General features: G+C 71.3%; 10 protein-coding genes. 6 read left to right on the forward strand and 4 right to left on the reverse strand.

The window, feature by feature from the left end:
• The 3 genes from ABD120_RS10675 to ABD120_RS10685 form a co-directional block, all read left to right on the forward strand.
• On the forward strand, positions 1-1,771 hold a 1,771-nt coding region (locus ABD120_RS10675), incomplete at its 5' end, for an AAA family ATPase (RefSeq protein WP_343949595.1).
• A 39-nt stretch (positions 1,772-1,810) separates the two neighbouring features.
• Positions 1,811-2,989, forward strand: a complete 1,179-nt coding sequence (ftsY, locus tag ABD120_RS10680) for a signal recognition particle-docking protein FtsY (protein ID WP_343949596.1) — start codon at positions 1,811-1,813, stop codon at positions 2,987-2,989.
• Between the two features lie 320 nt (positions 2,990-3,309).
• Positions 3,310-4,977 carry a tetratricopeptide repeat protein gene (locus ABD120_RS10685; protein ID WP_343949597.1) on the forward strand — a complete coding sequence of 556 codons (1,668 nt, stop codon included), beginning with the start codon at positions 3,310-3,312 and terminating at the stop codon, positions 4,975-4,977.
• Between the two features lies 1 nt (position 4,978).
• Here the strand turns inward: ABD120_RS10685 and ABD120_RS10690 are convergent, their stop codons facing one another.
• From ABD120_RS10690 to ABD120_RS10700, 3 genes are read right to left on the reverse strand one after another with little or no spacing between them, the layout of a single operon-like run.
• Entirely contained in the window at positions 4,979-5,761 is a 783-nt protein-coding gene (locus ABD120_RS10690) for an ABC transporter ATP-binding protein (RefSeq protein ID WP_343949598.1), read from the reverse strand.
• Positions 5,758-6,810, reverse strand: coding sequence for a FecCD family ABC transporter permease (locus ABD120_RS10695; protein WP_343949599.1), 1,053 nt, complete (start codon positions 6,808-6,810; stop codon positions 5,758-5,760). The genes ABD120_RS10690 and ABD120_RS10695 overlap by 4 nt, the downstream gene beginning before the upstream one ends.
• The gene (locus ABD120_RS10700; RefSeq protein WP_343949600.1) at positions 6,807-7,835 is read right to left on the reverse strand and encodes a FecCD family ABC transporter permease; all 1,029 of its coding nucleotides are present in this window, start codon (positions 7,833-7,835) and stop codon (positions 6,807-6,809) included. The genes ABD120_RS10695 and ABD120_RS10700 overlap by 4 nt, the downstream gene beginning before the upstream one ends.
• Positions 7,836-7,937: 102 nt before the next feature.
• Between ABD120_RS10700 and ABD120_RS10705 the strand changes: the two genes are divergently transcribed.
• Complete coding sequence (locus tag ABD120_RS10705) at positions 7,938-8,915, forward strand: ABC transporter substrate-binding protein (RefSeq protein WP_343949601.1); 978 nt, start codon at positions 7,938-7,940, stop codon at positions 8,913-8,915.
• Between the two features lie 84 nt (positions 8,916-8,999).
• Here the strand turns inward: ABD120_RS10705 and ABD120_RS10710 are convergent, their stop codons facing one another.
• Complete coding sequence (locus tag ABD120_RS10710) at positions 9,000-10,031, reverse strand: Dyp-type peroxidase (protein WP_343949602.1); 1,032 nt, start codon at positions 10,029-10,031, stop codon at positions 9,000-9,002.
• A 133-nt stretch (positions 10,032-10,164) separates the two neighbouring features.
• On the opposite strand from ABD120_RS10710, the gene ABD120_RS10715 reads away from it, so the two are divergent.
• Positions 10,165-17,562, forward strand: coding sequence for an RHS repeat-associated core domain-containing protein (locus ABD120_RS10715; protein WP_343949603.1), 7,398 nt, complete (start codon positions 10,165-10,167; stop codon positions 17,560-17,562).
• On the forward strand, positions 17,563-17,964 hold the full coding sequence (locus tag ABD120_RS10720) for a hypothetical protein (protein WP_343949604.1): 402 nt from the start codon (positions 17,563-17,565) through the stop codon (positions 17,962-17,964).
• Positions 17,965-18,020 lie beyond the last annotated feature (56 nt).

Consider the following 18,020-nt stretch of genomic DNA (forward strand, 5'->3'; position numbering starts at 1 on the left):
CGTCGTGGTCGACGACCTCGCCGCCGCCCGCGCCCTCGTCGGCGCGCACCCCGGCCTGCGGGCGGTCACCAGGGACGGCGACGTGCTCGCCGCGCACCTCGCGGTGGGCGGCGGCGCGGGCGGGTCCTCCGTCCTGCAGATGCGCGCCGCGCTCGACCAGGCCGCCGCCGACCTCGACGCCGCCCGCGTCACCGCCGGGCGGACCGCCATCGGGCTGGAGTCCGCCGCCGAGGCCGAGCACCGGGCGCAGGCGGAACTCGACGCCGCACAGGCCCGCGTCACCGAGGCGCCGACCGCCATCAGAGTCGCCCAGGCAGGGGTCAGCGCGGCGCAGGGCGGCCTCGACCAGGTCAGGGCCAGGCAGCGCGAGGCCGACCAGCGCGACGCCGCCGCCGCCAAGCGCCTGGCCCAGCTTGAGGCCGCCGCCCAGGCCGCCGCCGACGAGGCCGCCCGCCTGGCCAAGAGCGTCGCCGCCGCCGAGGAGGCGCGGGCGCAGGCCCGCGAGGAGGCCGCCGAACTGGAGATCCGGCTGGCCGAGGCCGAGTACGCGGGCGAACTGGAGAGCGAGCCGACCACCGACGCCCGCGACGACCTGGCCGAGGCCACCACCGCCGCCCGGCAGCGCGAGATGGAGGCCCGCCTTCAGGTGCGCACCGCGGAGGAGCGGGTCAAGGGCCTCGAAGGCAAGGCCGACGGCCTGCTTCGCGCCGCCCAGCGCGAACGCCACGAGCGCGCCCAGGCCGCCACCCAGCGGGCCAGGCGCAAGCAGCTGGCCGTCGTCGCCGACGCCGTGGCCAAGGGCGCGGCCCGGGTGCTGCGGGTGCTGGCCGGATCCATCGAGCTGGCCGCCGGCGAGCGCGACGCGGCCGATCTGGCGCGGGTGGCGGTCGACGCCGAGCTCAAGCAGGTCCGCCTGCGGGTGCGCGAGCTGGGGCAGGAGCTCGACAAGCTGGTCAACCGGGTCCACGGCAGCGAGGTCGCGCGCACCGAGCAGCGGCTGCGGCTGGAGCAGATGGAGCAGCGGGCGCTGGCCGACTTCGGCGTCGAGGCCGAGGCGCTGGTGGCCGAGTACGGTCCCGACGTGCCGGTGCCGGGGGAGCCGCCGGTGCCGTACGAGCGGCGGGAGCAGGAGAAGCGCGCCCGCGCGGCCGAGCGGCAGATGACCGAGCTCGGCAAGGTCAACCCGCTCGCGCTGGAGGAGTTCGCGGCGCTGGAGGAGCGCCACGCCTTCCTCAACTCGCAGCTGGAGGACCTGAAGAACACCCGGCGTGAGCTGATGACCGTGGTGCAGGAGGTCGACAACCGGGTCCAGGCCATGTTCGCCGCCGCCTACGAGGACGTCGCCCGGGAGTTCGAGCAGATCTTCACCCGGGTCTTCCCCGGGGGCGACGGCAAGCTGGTGCTGACCGATCCGGCCGACATGCTCACCACCGGCATCGAGGTCGAGGCCCGGCCGCCGGGCAAGAAGGTCAAGCGGCTGTCGCTGCTGTCCGGCGGCGAGCGGTCGCTGACCGCGGTGGCCTTCCTGGTGTCCATCTTCAAGGCGCGGCCGTCGCCGTTCTACGTGATGGACGAGGTCGAGGCGGCTCTCGACGACACCAACACGCAGCGCCTGCTGACCTTGTTCGAGGAGCTGAGGGAGAGTTCCCAGCTGATCGTGATCACGCACAACAAGCGCACGATGGAGATCGCCGACGCCCTGTACGGCGTGTCGATGCGCGGCGACGGCGTCACACAGGTCATCAGCCAGCGGCTTCGCGAACGCGTCTAAGGCGCGAGCACCCGGGGCGATCTGGAAAACTGGCATGTTGTGGATGGTTACCTCGGCATAGTCGTGATCGTGGTCGTCGTCGCCCTGGTGGCGGCCGGCGGCCTGTTCCTGCTGTTCAAGCCGGGTGGCAAGACCGCGCCGCCGGTCGAACCGCCTGAGACGCTTCCGCTCCCGGAGGAGAAGGAGAAGCGCCCGGCCGCCGCGCCGGAGGACGAACAGGGCGCCACGACGACCGTCCCGCCGCCCGCTCCGGCCGTCGAGGTCAAGCCGGAGCCCGTGGTGGAGGTGCCGCCGCCGTCGGCGGGCCGCATGGTCCGGCTGCGTTCGCGCCTGGCCCGCTCGCAGAGCTCGTTCGGCCGGGGGCTGCTGGAGCTGCTGTCGCGCGACCGGCTCGACGACGAGGTGTGGGAAGAGATCGAGGAGAGCCTGATCACGGCCGACGTCGGCGTCGCGCCGACGCAGGCGATGGTCGAGGAGCTGCGGACCAAGGTCAAGGTGCTGGGCAGTCGCACTCCCGTCGAGGCGCGCAAGCTGCTGCGCGAGCAGTTGCTGGCGCAGATCAACCCCGACCTCGACCGGACGCTCCACGTGGCCAAGCACGGCGAGCGCCCGGCCGTGGTGCTCGTCGTGGGCGTCAACGGCACCGGCAAGACCACCACGACGGGCAAGCTGGCCCGCTCGCTCGTGGGCGACGGCAAGAAGGTCGTGCTCGGCGCGGCCGACACCTTCCGCGCGGCGGCCGCGGAGCAGCTGCAGACCTGGGGCGACCGGGTCGGCGCCGAGGTGGTGCGCGGGCCCGAGGGCGGCGACCCGGCGTCGGTGGCCTTCGAGGCCACGGCCAAGGGCATGGACGACAAGGTCGACGTGGTCATCGTCGACACGGCGGGCCGCCTGCACACCAAGACCGGTCTGATGGACGAGCTCGGCAAGGTGAAGCGGGTCATCGAGAAGAAGGCCACGGTCGATGAGGTGCTGCTGGTCCTCGACGCCACCACCGGCCAGAACGGCATGCGCCAGGCGCAGGTGTTCGCCGAGGTCGTCAACATCACGGGCATCGCGCTCACCAAGCTCGACGGCACGGCCAAGGGCGGCATCGTGATCTCGGTGCAGCGTGAGCTGGGGGTGCCGGTGAAGCTGGTCGGGCTCGGTGAGGGCCCCGACGACCTGGCGCCGTTCGACCCCGAGGTCTTCGTGGACGCACTCCTCGGCGACGAGTGATTTCGGTAGTTTTCGGACCTCCCACCCCATTCCGTGGGGGGTCTCCGTATTTGGCGGTTAATGTCCCTTACCCGGCAAGCCTTGATCTCTGACTTGGCGCTGTGGTCACATGAGGCGGTCACCTAAAGATCGCGGTCGCGGGTGTGTCGCGCCCGCGGCTTCGCCATGTGGAAGGGCAAGCATGAAGAAGGTCGTGGTCCACAAGCCCGGAACCGTCAAGCCTGCTGGCGCCGCCGCGCCGCGGCACAAGAACTGACGTTCCGATGGCCAGGCGTTTCCCCTGGAGGGCGCCTGGCCGCTCCTCCGGCTGAAGGGACCAGGTGGACCGCATCACCATCGACGCCGACCGGCGGCCGGGCGGGCCGTACACGTTCGGTGCCGCGCTGCTCGGCCACATTCTGCCCCGTACGGCCCCCGACCTGGTGGCCGCCCACGACATCGAGATCAGGGTCGTCGCTCCCGGGCTGACCGCGAGCGTGCCGAGGCGCAGACGCTCCCTGGCCGACCGGCTGCCCAGGGAACAACGGATCCTCATCCCGGGTGCGCGCCGGACCCTGCGGATCGCCAACGGGCTGGCCGAACTCGTCGCCGGGCACCTGGAGCGGACCGGGCCGATGACCGTGGTGGTCGACAACCTCGCGCAGGCCGACCCCACGGACGCGGAGCTGGTGGGGGTCCTGCGGCGCCGCGTGGCGGGCCTCGACCTGGTGGAGGGGTGCTCCCGGCCGGTCACGGCCCCGTTCTCGGTCGACTACGACCGTTTCAGGGACGAGGGCTTCCACCACGCGATGGCCGAGGCGGGGCTGGCCGCGATCGACGGGCTCGACCACGCGGCCGACCCCGAGCGGTGGTGGATGCTGCTGCACCGCACCACGGCCGCGCTGGAGGCCATCGAGCGCGAGGAGGAGGCCAGAGACCTGTACGAGCAGGCCAGGCGGGTGGCCACGGAGCCGAGGCACCGCGCCACGGTCGCCTGCTCGCTGGCCATGCTGAACGTCCGACATCACGACCCGGCCAGGCGTGACACCGGCCAGGCACTGGCCTGGATCAACGAGGCGATCACCATCACCTCGCTGCTGCCCGACCGCCGCGAGCGTGCCTTCCACCTTGGGTTCGACCTCAACGGCCGGGCGCTGGTCGAGGTACGGCAGGGCCGTACGGAAACCGCCCTCGGGCTCGTGGAGGAGGCCATCGACCTGGCCGAACGCGACCTCGACCCGGACGAGCACCCCATCCACCGGCTGGTGCTGCGAGCCAACCGGGGCCAGCTCTACGCGATGCTCGGCAGGCACGACGAGGCGCTGGCCGAGTACGCCGCCGTCATCGCGGCCGACCCCGGCTACCCCGACTACTATCTCGACCGGGGCAACCTCCTGCACAAGCTGGGCCGTCTCGCGGAGGCGCTGGCCGACTACGAGAGCGCGATGCGGGTCAGCCCGCCCTTCCCCGAGCCGTACTACAACCGGGCCGAGATCCGCTTCGCCCTCGGCGACCACACGGGGGCCCGCGCCGACCTCGACTACGCGCTGGAGCTCGACCCCGAGTTCGCGCCCGCGTACGTCAACCGGGCGGGCCTGCACGCCGCCGCCGGCCAGTACGGCGCGGCCCGCGCGGACGTCGAGTGCGGCCTGCGGCTGACCCCGCGCGAGCCGTTCCTGATGTGCGTGCTGGGTCAGGTCGAGCTGGCCGAGGGCAGGACCGGCGAGGCCAGGGCGGCCTTCGACACGGCGCTCGCACTGGAGCCGACGCTGGCCCCCGCGTGGGCGGGCCGGGCCGAGGTGGCCTTCGACAAGGGCGACTACCGGGCGGCGGTCGCCGACCTGACCCGGGCGCTGACGGCGGAGGACTCGCCGGAGCTGCGCTTCAACCGGGCGCTCGCGCTGCGGAAGTGGGGCAGACCGGCGGAGGCGCGGGCGGACCTGGTGCGGGCCGCCGAACTGGCGCCGGGCGACGCGGACATCACCCGGGCGCTGGCGGAGCTGGCTTAGGTCAGTGGGCGGGCCCGATGGGCACGACCAGGGGGGTGCCCGCCACCGGGTCGTCGATGATCTTGGAGTCGAGGCCGAACACCGTCCGCAGCAGGTCCTCGGTGAGGACCTCGTGCGGGGTGCCGGCCGCGACCACACGGCCCTCGCGCATGGCGACGAGCCGGTCGGTGTAGCGGGCGGCCAGGTTCAGGTCGTGCAGGACCATGACGATGGTCCGGCCGGACTCCCGGTGCAGGTGGCGCACGAGTTCGAGCACCTCGACCTGGTGGGCCAGGTCGAGGAAGGTGGTGGGCTCGTCCAGCAGCAGCAGGTCGGTGCCCTGGGCCAGCGCCATGGAGATCCACGCCCGCTGCCGCTGCCCGCCGGACAACTCGTCCAGCGGGCGCTCGGCCAGGTCGGCGAGGCCGGTCAGGTCCAGCGCGTGGCCGACGGCGGACTCGTCGTCCGACGACCACTGCCGGTACCAGGTCTGGTGCGGGTGCCTGCCCCGGGCCACCAGGTCGGCCACGGTCAGGCCCTCCGGCGCCGTCGGCGACTGCGGCAGCACGGTGAGGACCCTGGCCACCTCCTTCGTCGGGATGGCGGCGATGCGTTTGCCGTCCAGCAGCACCTCGCCGCCGGACGGCTTCAGCAGGCGGCCGAGCGCGCGCAGCAGCGTGGACTTGCCGCACCCGTTCGGGCCGATGATGGTGGTGACGGTGCCGGTCTCGATGCCGAGGTCCAGGCCGTCCACGATGAGGCGGTCGCCGTACCCGAGCTTGACGTCAACGGCCTGCAGTCTCATGTGCTTCCCCTACGGATGCGAACGAGGAGGTAGATCAAGTACGGTGCGCCCAGGACGGCGGTGACGACGCCGACGGGCAGTTCGACCGGGGCGAAGACGACCCGCGCGAGCAGGTCGGCCCCGGCGGTGAGGCCGGCGCCGACGATCGCCGACGACAGCAGGGGCGGATGGGGGCAGCGGATCAGCCGCAACGCGATCTGCGGCGCGGCCAGGGCGACGAAGGCGACCGGGCCCGCCGAGGCGGTGGCGACGGCGGCCAGCAGGACGGCGGCGAGGACGAGCAGCGCCCGCGAGCGGTTCATGGGGACGCCGAGCGCGGTGACGGTGTCGTCGGAGAAGCGCAGCGCGTTGAGCGAGCGGGTGCCGAGCAGGGTGAGCGGGATGAGCACGGCCAGCGCCAGGCCGACCGGCTGCACGTGTTCCCAGCCGCGCCCGTTCAGCGAGCCGCTGATCCAGACCATGGCCTGGCCGGTGTCGTTGACGTCGCCGACGGTCATCAGCCAGTACTTGACGTTGGTGAACACCGCCGCGACGCCGATGCCGACGAGGACCAGCCGGTAGCCGTCGAGGCCGCGCCGCCAGGCGAGCGCGTACACGATCGCCGCTCCGGACAGGCCGCCGATCAGCGCGAGCGCGGGGATGCCGACGCTGGCCAGCAGCCCGCTGACGCCGCCGTGGACGCTGCCGGTGAAGACGACGCCCGCGACGACGGCGACGGAGGCGCCGGTGGTGACACCGAGGATCTCCGGGCTGGCCAGCGGGTTGCGGGCGATGGACTGGGTGATCGCCCCGGCCAGCGCCAGCGCGGCGCCGACGAGCGCGCCGGTGAGGGCGCGGGGCAGGCGCAGGTCCATGACGACGAAGTGGTGGTCGCTGCCCGCGTCGAAGGTGGCGCGCAGCACCTCGGCGAGGCTCATCGGCAGGTCGCCGATGCGCATGTTGAGCGCCATCAGCAGCACCAGCAGGGCCAGCCCGCCGACGGTGACGGCCACGCCGCGCGCGCGTACCCGCCAGGACAGGCCGCCGACGCGGAAAGCGTGGGAACTCACAGTCGCACCGGCTTCCTGCGCCTGACCAGCGCGACGAAGAAGGGGGCGCCGATGAGGGCGAGGACCACGCCGACCTCCAGTTCGCCCGGAGGGGCGACGACCCGGCCGACCACGTCGGCGAGCAGCAGGAGCACGGCGCCGACCAGCCCGGAGAACGGCAGCAGCCACCGGTGGTCGGTGCCGGACAGGCGTCTTGCCAGGTGGGGGACGATCAGTCCGATGAACGACAGTGACCCGCACGCGGCGACGGCCGCGCCGGACAACAGGGTGACGGCGCCGACGCCGACGGTGCGGGTGAGCGTGATGTTCTGGCCGAGGCTGCGGGCCACGTCCTCGCCGAGCGCGAGCGCGTTGAGGCCGGGCGCGTTGAGCGCGGCCAGCAGCAGGCCGACGGCGATGAACGGCAGCACCTGCCAGACGACCTCGCCGCCCCTGGCGGCGATCGAGCCCGACTGCCAGAAGCGGAAGACGTCCATCGCCTGCTCGTCGAGCAGGACGACGCTTGAGGTCAGCGCGTACAGGAAGGCGCTGACGGCGGTGCCGGCGAGGGCGAGCGTCACGGGCGTCGGGCCGCCGCGCCCGCCCACCATGCCGAGGGCGAAGACGCCGACGCTCGCGACGAGCGCGCCGGCGAGGCCGAACCAGATGTAGACGAGCAGGCTGGAGGTGCCGAGCACGATGATCGAGGTGACCATCGCGAAGGCGGCGCCCTGGGTGACGCCGAGCAGGCCGGGATCGGCGAGCGGGTTGCGGGTGTGACCCTGCATGAGCGCGCCCGCGACGCCGAGCGCGACCCCGGCGAGGATGCCGAGCGCGGTGCGCGGCACGCGCAGCGAGCGGATGATGATGTCACCCTCGGTGCCGGTGGGCGCGACGATCGCGTGCCAGGCGTCGGCGAGCGGCACCGACCTGGATCCGATGGTGATACTCGCCACTACGGCGACGGCCAGCGCCCCGAGGAGCACGGCCAAGGTGACCAGTCTGCGGTGGCGGATCCGGGGAAGGGCGACCGCGGTCGTCACCATTTCCGCCTCCTTGTTGTTGCCCGATCCCGCTGAAGTATGCCAGCTTAGGCAGGGCTAACCTAATTAAGGGTTGCCTAATCAAACAAACCGAGAGGGACTGAAGTGAGAACGTTGCGTGCGGTCGCGATAGCCGTGCTGGCGATGGGGCTGGCCGCGTGCGGTGGTCAGGCCGCCGCGCCCGAGACGAAGACGGAGGCCCAGCCGAGTGCGGCACCCTTCCGGGTGATCAAGCACGCGATGGGGGAGACGAAGATCCCCACCCAGCCGAAGCGGGTCGTCGCCCTCGACCAGAGTTTCGTGGACGCCGTCCTCACTCTGGAGACGCAGGTGATCGGGTACACCAACTACCGGGGCATCACCGACAAGCTTCCCGACTACCTGGGGACCGTCGCGCAGACGTACGGCAAGGACGCCGTCTCGGTCGGCACTCTCGAAGCGCCCAGCCTGGAGAAGATCACCGCGCTCAAGCCGGACCTGATCGTCTCGGCCAAGGTGCGGCACGGGGCCCTGTACGACAAGCTCGCCAGGATCGCGCCGACGGTGTTCAGCGAGACGACCGGGGCGATCTGGAAGGACAACGTCCGGCTCGTGGGGCAGGCGCTCGGCAAGGAGGACCTCGCCGACACCACCCTCAAGAAGTTCGAGGAGCGGGCGGGGAAGATCGGGGCGGCCATCAAGGAGAAGGAGGGCAAGATGCCCACCATCGCCCCGCTGCGGTTCGCGGGCGAGCCCGAGGTGCGGCTGTACGTCGAGAACTCCTACTCGGGAGTCGTCCTGAAGGACGTGGGCTTCCCCCGGCCGGAGGGCCAGCCGACGGACCCGAAGGAGATCATGGTCCCGATCAGCCAGGAGCGGATCACGGACCTGGACGCCGACCACATCTTCGTCTCGACCTACCAGGACCCCTCGGCCACGGGGGCCAAGGACAAGTTCACGTCCAACCCGCTGTGGGAGAAGCTGAAGGGGACCAAGCACGACGTGTCCGACCTGACGTGGATGAGCGCGGTCGGGCTGCAGGGCGGTCAGGCGATCCTGGACGACGTGGCGAAGTTCTTCTCCGTGGAGTCCTTCCGTTCCTAATGTCCAGGCCACCCGCCGCCGCTTTTCGGCTTCCCCGGAGCCCGCTCCTCGCGGGCGCCGGGGGCTGGCGTGACATGACCGGCCTCAACGCAGTCTGGCCGGGTCGGGAACGAAGAAGTAGCCGCCGCCGACCGTGAGGACATACCGGTCCAGAGCCTGCCCGGCCAGACGGCGCTGCACCCCGGCGAATCCGCGTTCCATGTCCGCCTGGAAGGCGATGAACAGCATCCCCTCGTCCGTCGCGCTCTGGCGGTAGGTGTATCCGCGCCGCAGCATCCTGGGGGCCTCTGTCCCGGGCTCGCGGGGGTTGGCGCGGCGGGCGTGCGAGTCGAGCGGCGTGACCAGTCCGTGCGGGTCGGTGGAGAAGCGCGGGTGGCCGGTGGCGGGGGAGCCGTCGAGCCAGGTGCCGTCACGGCGGCGGCCCATCACCCGCTCCTGTACCGGGACGGGGTCCTCGTTCCAGAACTCGGTGGCGAAACGGATGATCCGTACGACCTGGTAGGTTCCGCCGATCGCCCAGGCGGGCTCGCGGGCCCCGGGGCCGATCTCGACGACCTCGCGCAGCGACTGCCGGGGCGGGTTGGTGTGACCTTCGACGAAGCCGAAGTGGTTGCGGGTCAGTGGGCGGCCCTCGGGGGCGGTGCCCGCCCGGGTCTGGAAGCCTCGGCGCTCCCAGCGCACCCGGCTGCCCGGGACCTGCCGGATCCACCTGTCTCTCACCCGTTGTGCCAGGTCGGCCGAGGACGCGGTGAGCTGGAGCAGCAGGTCGCCGTGGCTCAGGCCGGCGTCCAGCACGTCGCCCTCGAACACGGGCATGGCCGTCAGCGCCGTCGGAAGGTCGGTTCTGCCCGTCTTGGCGAACCAGGAGGCGCCGAGCGCGAGCGTCGCCGCGACCGGCTCGTCCCTGGTCGCGATGAGGTGGGCGAGGGTGCGGTAGGCGTCGGCGCGGGAGACGTCGAGGGCGGTGAGCAGCAGGTGTTCGCGGGGCGGGAGGAGCACGTCACGCAGGTGGCCGGTGTCCTGAGCCCGAACGGACTCCTCGTCCCCTGCGGTCAGTACGCCTAACGCGGCGAGGCCGCCTGCGGCGAGCGCGTGCCGCCGTCCGATCTTCGCCATGGGGCCACACCTCGATGGGGATTTGGATGCCTATTGCGGGTATTTAGGGGCGAACCTAACATCGATCTTGTCACGTGCGCCGCCCGAGGGTTCGTCGTCGGCGGCGCATCGTTGTGTTTACGGGGAGTTCATCATGAGGTCTTTTCAGCGTGCCCGCTTACTGGCGTTATCCCTGGCCATCATGGTGGCCTTACCACCGGTCCCGGCCGTCGCAGAAGCCGGAGGGCGGCCCGCTGAGGCGCCCGTACGGACCACGCAGCGGTCGGAGGCGGCCGGTCCGCGTGCGGCCGAACCCGCCCCCGGGCCCGTCTCCTACGCCTACGACGCGGCCGGTCGGCTGGTGGGGGCCACCCAGCCTGGGGGCGAGTCGGCGGTCTACGACTACGACGCCGCCGGGAACGTTCTCGGTGTCACCCGATTGGCCGCAGGCCAGCTCAAGGTCATGAGTGTGGTGCCCGTGACCGCCAAGGCGGGGCAGACCGTACGGTTGCACGGCACCGGATTCGCCGCCACCCCGGCGGGCAACACGGTCACGTTCAACGGGGTGCCCGCCACCGTCACCCGGGCCACCGCCACCGAACTCACGGTCACGGTCCCGGAAGGGGCGACCGGCGGCCAGGTCGACGTCACCGTCGCAGGCGCGACCGCCTCCGGTGGCACCTTCACCGCCGCCGCGTCCGGACCGGTCGTGACCGCGCTCTCGCCGGCCTCCGGCCCCGCGACCACCGTCGTCACGGCGACCGGCGGCAATTTCGCCGCCGAGGCCGCCGACAACGTCGTCAGCGTCAACGGCTACCGGGCGACGGTCACCGCCGTCACCGCCACTTCCCTGACGTTCGAGGTGCCCCAGGGCGCCACGACCGGCAAGGTGATCGTCTCGACCCCGTCCGGTCAGAGCACGGTGCCGGGCGACTTCGTCGTGCCGTTGACCGACGTGGACCCGGCCACGGTCGAGAGCACGACCCGGCTGGACCCGGGCACGGCGTCGCAGACCGTCTCCATCACCGCGCCCGGTAAGTCCGCCGTGCTGGTCTTCGACGCGCCCGCCTCGGGACGCGTCGACCTCGGGATGACGGGCTCCACCCTGGACGGGTTCATGATGCGCGCCTTCGGCCCCCAGGGCGAGAGCGTCGGCAGCGAGCCGGCCGCCGGGAACTCGGTGCTGAGGCTCACCGGACTGCGGGAGGGACTGACCTACCAGGTACTGATCGACCCCACCGCGCCCACCGCGGCCGGGCAGGTCACCGCGACCATGTCCGAGCCGCTCGCGGCCGGTGCGCTGTCGCCGACCGCCGCCGGGACGACGGCGACGATCACCCGTCCAGGTCAGAGCGCCATCGCCACCTTCGAGGGCACGGCGAACGCCCCGATCAGCCTCGGCCTGACCGGGAACACCTCCGCCGAGTTCATCCACGCGGACGTGGTCTCCCCCTCGGGTGACGTCGTCGTGAACAACCACATGGTCACCGCAGGCGGCAGCAGCGCGATCGACCTCGCCCGCCTTCCGGAAAGCGGCACCTACCAGGTGGTGCTCAGCCCGAACGCGGCGGCGACCGGAGCGGTCACGGTCACCTTCTCGAAGGCGGTCGACGCGGGGCAACTGTCCGCCACGGCGGCGGGCACGCAGATCGCGATCACGCGGCCGGGCCAGAACGCGGTCATGACTTTTCAGGGTACGGCCGGACAGGCTGCGGGCCTCGGCGTCACAGCGAACACCATCGGCAAGGCGTCCTACGTGGACGTGATCGCGCCCGACGGGACGCTGGTGGTGGACAACTGGTACTTCAACGCGAACACCCCCGGTGAACGCGACATCGCCGCCCTCCCGCAGACCGGCGCCTACACCGTGGTGATCGACCCCTGGGACCTCGCGACCGGTGCGGCGACCGTCACCTACTCGAACCCGGTCGACGCGGGGCAACTGTCCGCCACGGCGGGGGGCACGCTGGTCACGATCGCGCGGCCGGGCCAGGACGCGGTCATGACCTTTCAGGGTACGGCCGGACAGGCGGCCAGTCTGGCCATCACCGCGAACACCCTCAACAAGACCTCCTATCTGGACGTCATCGCGCCCGACGGGACGCTGGTGGTGGACAACTGGTACTTCAACCCCGGCTCCGTCAACGAGCGCGACATCGCCTCGCTGCCGCAGACCGGCACGTACACCGTGGTCATCGACCCCTGGGACGCCGGTACCGGGGCGCTCACCGTCACCTACGCGACCGCGGTCACCGCAGGACCGCTGTCTCCCACGGCGGCGGGCACGCAGGTCACGATCACGCGGCCGGGCCAGGACGCGGTCCTGACCTTCGACGGCACCACGGGCCAGGGCGTCAGCCTCGGCATCACCGCCAACACCGTCAACAAGCTCTCGTACTTCGGCATCATCGCGCCCGACGGCACCGTGGTCGTCAGCGACGCCTACGTGAGCGCCAACAGTGTCGGCGAGATCGATGTCTTCAGGCTGCCGCAGACCGGCCGCTACCGGATCGTGGCGGATCCCACGGACGGGGGAACGGGCAGGTTCACCGCGACCTTCTCCACACGGGTGTCGGGTGGAGCACTCGCCCTGGGCGGCGCGGCCGCCTCGGCCACGACCACCAGGCCGGGTCAGGACGCCGCCTTCACCTTCACCGGGGCGGTGGGCCAGCGGCTGCGCCTGACCATCTCCAACGTCGCCGCCTTCCCCAGCAGCCTGAACATCGCCGTCTACAGGCCGGACGGCACCCGCTGGACCAACACGTTCACCAGCGTCAACCGGACGATCGACATCGCCGACCTGACCACGGCCGGGACCTACACCGTGGTCGCCGACCCGGTCCAGGCCGGCGTCGGCAAGATCACCGTTGCCCTCGCCACCCGCACCGCCCTCGCCGCTTCGGCCCCGGCTGAGCCAGCGAAGACAGAGCCGATCACGCCAGAGCCGACCAAATCTGAGCAGACCAACCCAGCGCCGGTCGAGCAGCCTGAGGAGACCCGCCAGTCCTGGCGGCCGGACAAGCTCAACCTCAGGGGTACCGACTGGCTGATCCGCCGCCCCGACCCCGAGCCCGTGGCCGAGCTGAAGGCCGCCGACGGCAGCACCGCGCTCACCGGACTGGTACGGACGATCGACGGCAAGCCGCTGCCCAAGGTCGCGGTGAGCGCGGGCACGGTCACCGCCACCACGGACCGCCAGGGCAGGTTCCTCCTCACGGGCCTACCGGCCGGCACCGTGACCCTCGACGTGGACGGCGGACCCGCCGGGAGCAAGGGCCGCAGGTACGGCTTCTACTCGATCAAGGCGGACGCCGCGCAGGGCCGCACCACGGCGCTGCCGTACCCGATCTGGATGCAGCAGCTCGACACCCAGCACGTGGTCAGGTTCGACTCGCCGACCAAGACCGAGGTCGTGCTGAAGAATCCCAAGATCCCGGGCCTGGAAGTGCGTATCCCCGCCGGATCGGTCATCCGCACCAAAGCGGGCAAGGTCATCACCGAGCTGGGGATCACTCCCATCCCGATCGACCGGCCGCCGTTCCCGCTGCCCGCGAACGGGATCGTGCCCGTCTACTTCACCATCCAGCCCGGCGGCGGGTTCGTCTTCCCGACGGGGGCGAGCGTCGTCTACCCGAACTACAGCAAGCTCCCGCCGGGCCATCAGGTCGACTTCTGGAACTACGACCCGGAGCGGCGCGGCTGGTACGTCTACGGCCACGGCCGGGTCAGCGCGGACGCCACGCAGGTCATCCCCGACGCCGAGACCAAGGTGTGGTCGTTCTTCGGCGGCATGTTCAACGTCGGGCTGCTTCCCCCGTGGACGAAGAAGTGGTTCAGGGACGTCTGGGACTGGGTCGAGGGCGACCCCGTGCAGTTGTCGACGGGCGAGCTCATCGATGCCCGGACCGACCTGGCCGTCGACGACGTCATGCCGATCGAGTGGGGCCGGGTCCGCTACCAGGGGGACACGGCGAGCCGCACCTTCGGCGTGGGGCAGATGTCCACCTACGACATGTTCCTGCACTCGCAGGAGCAGTACAAAGAGGTTGATCTGTACCTTCCGGGCGGCGGCACGGTGCACTTCAAGCGCACCTCGGCGGGGACCGGGATCTCAGACGCCGTCTTCGCGGCGCAGAGCGCCCTCGGCGAGTGGCGCGACGCGGTCATCGACTACAAATCCAGCGAATGGCGGCTGACCAGGGTAGACGGCACGGTCTACTACTTCCCTGAGTACACCCCGGTCACGAGGATCACCGACCGCAACGGCAACACGGTCCGGATCGCCCGCAACGCCAACCGCCGCATCACCCGGATCACCTCGCCCAACGGCAGATGGATCGGCCTCACCTACGACAACGAGGACCGGGTCACGGCCGCGAGCGACAACATCGGGCGGCGGGTGAGCTACACCTACAGCGTCGCCGGCAGGACCGGGCGCCTGGCCACCGTCACCGACCCGGCCGGCAAGACGCTCTCCTACACCTACGACGGTTCCGGTCGCATGCTGACCGCCACCGACACCAGGGGCGTCGCCTACCTGACCAACGAGTACGACAGCGCCGGCCGGGTCGCCCGGCAAGTGCTGCCCGACGGGCGTACCTTCCGCTTCGAGTACACAGCCGACGCCGCAGGGAAGATCTCGGAGACCCGGGTGACCCACCCGGACGGCTCGGTCCAGCGGGTCCTGTTCAACGCGACCGGCGCCGTGACCAGCGAGACCAAGGCGTACGGCAGCCCGCTCGCGCGCACCACCACCTTCGCCAGAGGCGCCGACCAGCGCATCGAGTCGACGACCGACCACACCGGGAGGGTGACCGCCTACCACTACGACGGCAAGGGCAGACTCACCCACTCCACCCGGATGGCCGGAACGCCGCAGGCCAGCGATTCAGAGCGGGTCGTCTACAGCGCCTTCGACCTGCCATCCAAGATCACTGACGAGTTCGGCAAGATCACTACCTTCGACTACGACCCTCGGGGCAACCTGGTCAAGGAGACCGATCCGCTCGGCCGGGCCACCCGGATGACCCACAACGCCGAAGGGCAACTCCTCGGCGTAACCGACAAGACCGGCAAGACCACCGCCTACACCTACCACATGGGCGACCTCCGCTCGTCGGTCGATCCGCTGGGCCGTACCACCCGGTTCTTCACCGACGGCGCGGGCCGGGTCGTCCAGACCACCAACCCGGCCGGTGCCACCTGGCGTACGGTCTACGACGTCCGCAACCAGGTCACCGCGAGCACGAACCCGCTGGGCCAGACCCTTGGGTTCGGCTACGACGACGCGGGCAACCTGACCCGGCTCACCGACCCGCGCGGCCACGCCATCACCTGGCGCTACGACGACTCCGACCGGGTGACGCACGTCACCGACGCGCTGGGCAAGACGGCGACCACGACGTACACACCGCTGGGCAAGCCGGCGCAGACCACCGCGCGCAGCGGCAAGGTCGCCACGTTCGGCTACGACCTGCTCGGCAGGCCCACCGAGGTCAGGTACGGCGTCAACGGCCAGAACGCCGAGTCGGCCGTGACCTTCGCCTACGACGGCGCCGACCGGCTCAGCGGGCTCACCGACACCGCGGCGGCCGGCACCACCACCTTCGCCTATGACGATCTCGACCGGGTCACCACGGTCACCCGGCCCGCAGGGCAGATCTCCTACACGCACGACGCGGCCGATCGGACCGTCAGCACGACCGTGGCGGGCCGTACCCCGCTCACCTACGAGTACGGCCTGGACGGCACCCTGAGCAAGATCAAACGGGGCGCCGACGAAGTGGTCACCCACTACGACAGCGCGGGACGGCAGGAGCGGCTGACCCTGCCGGGCGGATGGAGCGGCCACTACACCTACGACGACGACGGCCGGGTCAACGCCCTCACCTACAAGCACGGCACCACCGACAAGGGCAGGCTCACCTACAGCTACGACCTGACCGGCAAGATCGGCGCCATCGGCGGCTCGCTGGCCAGGTCGGCACTGCCCCAGGCCCGTGGCGGCCTCGTCTACGACGGCGCCAACCGGCTCACCTCGGCGGGCGGCAGGACTCTCGCCTACGACTTCGACGGCAACCTCGCCGACGACGGCGACACCGCCTACACGTGGAACGCGCGCGGCCAGCTGACCGGCATGAACAGGGCCGGTCTGTCGGCCGCCTTCCGGTACGACGCGGAAGGCATCCGCGACCGCCGTACCGTCAACGGCGCGGTCACCGGTTTCCTGACCGACGGCGACAACCCGATCGCGGAGACCGACGCGGCCGGTACGGTCACCGCCGACCTGCTCTCCGGCGGCGTCGACGAGTGGCTCACCAGGAGCACGACGGCGGGCCGGCAGACCTACCTGCGTGACCTTCAGGGCAACACGCTGGCCCTGGGCGCCGACGACGGCAACCTCCAGGCACAGTACGCCTACGACCCCTACGGCGGTGCGAGCGCCACCGGCGGCACGGGCGGGAACCCGTTCACCTACACCGGCCGCGAGGACGACGGCACCGGTCTGATGCACTACCGCGCCCGCTACTACAGCCCCACCCTGGGCCGATTCATCAGCGAGGACCCGAGCGGCCTCGACGGCGGCACCAACCTGTACGCCTACATCGGCGGCGACCCGGTCAACGACACCGATCCGACCGGCCGGATCCCGTTGCTCGCCACCTGCGCCGCCGGAGCGGGGCTCGGGGGCGGGCTGGACTATCTGGCCCAGCGCCTGTCGGGCCGCAAGGTCGACTGGGGCAGCGTCGGCGGCCAGGCGGCGCTCGGCTGCGGACTCGGCGGGCTCGGCCGTGCCTTCGGTCTCGGCCGGGCCGGAAGCTGCCTCACCAACAGTTTCACCGGTGACACGCCGGTCGTCATGGCCGACGGCACCCGCAGGCCCATCCGAGACCTCCGGGTCGGCGACCGGGTTCTCGCCACCGACCCGGAGACCGGCCGAGGCCGGGCGGAGCCCGTCACCGCCGTCATCGAGGGGGCCGGGGTCAAGGAACTGGTCCGGGTGTCCCTGGACGGCGGCGGCACGGTGGTCGCCACCGACGGCCACCCGTTCTGGGTCGCCGACCTGCGCGAGTGGGCCACCGCCGACCGGCTCGAACCCGGTATGTGGTTGCGGACGGCAGCGGGGACGTTCGTCCAGATCTCCGTCGTGCAGCGGATGCGCGAGCCCGCTCACGTCTACAACCTCACCGTCGGCGACACCCACACCTTCCACGTCGGGGTGGGCGCGGCCGACGTCCTGGTCCACAACTCGACGTGCACGGTGCTCGGTACCAGGGTGGGTGTGACCCCATATCTGGGACGTCCCGGGTACAACGTGCTCAACGTCCCGAACAAGGGCACCGGCCGATGGTACTGGCGGCGCAACAAGGCCTGGGTCGACGACGCCATCGCCAGGGGCGACGAGATCCGGCTCACGGTGGACCCCCACAAGCCCATCTACGCCAAGGGCAACGTCTACCAAAGGGAGTTGCGCTACCTGCGTGACCTGGGATATCGGTTCGAGCAGCGCGGCGACCACTGGGTCGCGATCCGTTACCCGAGAGGGTCCTGAATGCCTGAGTCCCGGCGTGGCCGTGTGTTCGCGGAGGAGGTCGAGAGCCACTTCGGCTTCCTCCGTGCCCGGTTCGGGTTCGAGGGTCCGCGGGCCGAGCCGTACGCGCTGGTCTTCCTCCGGCCCGATCTCAAGGTCGAGGTCATGCGCGACAGCCGAACGCAGGATGTCTTCACCCTCCTGTGGCGGCGCCGCACCCCGCAGGACCCCGCGCGGGAGGCCGATCGGCCGTCGTGGTCGCGTGGGTGGGATCGGGAGGATCTGGAGGAGGTGGCAGCGGAACTGTTGCCCTCGGGGACGGCCGCCCACAGTGTCTCCGGGCGCACCCGCTATGCGATGAATCGGTCGCTCGCCCAGCAGGCCGAGGTGCTGACCCGGCTGCTGGAACTGCTCGTGACATGAGACAACACCCTCTTGCCCCGGAATGGGGCAAGAGGGCGTTGTCGCGGTGAGGAACC

Origin of the sequence: Nonomuraea longicatena, from assembly GCF_039525605.1 — a bacterium.
GTDB classification, from domain to species: domain Bacteria; phylum Actinomycetota; class Actinomycetes; order Streptosporangiales; family Streptosporangiaceae; genus Nonomuraea; species Nonomuraea longicatena.

Excerpts from the sequence above, each read along its gene's own strand:
- ABD120_RS10690 (WP_343949598.1), bottom strand. The coding sequence starts at position 5,761 with ATGAGACTGCAGGCCGTTGACGTCAAGCTCGGGTACGGCGACCGCCTC.
- ABD120_RS10720 (WP_343949604.1), top strand. The coding sequence starts at position 17,563 with ATGCCTGAGTCCCGGCGTGGCCGTGTGTTCGCGGAGGAGGTCGAGAGC.
- ABD120_RS10700 (WP_343949600.1), bottom strand. The coding sequence starts at position 7,835 with ATGGTGACGACCGCGGTCGCCCTTCCCCGGATCCGCCACCGCAGACTG.
- ABD120_RS10710 (WP_343949602.1), bottom strand. The coding sequence starts at position 10,031 with ATGGCGAAGATCGGACGGCGGCACGCGCTCGCCGCAGGCGGCCTCGCC.
- ABD120_RS10715 (WP_343949603.1), top strand. The coding sequence starts at position 10,165 with ATGAGGTCTTTTCAGCGTGCCCGCTTACTGGCGTTATCCCTGGCCATC.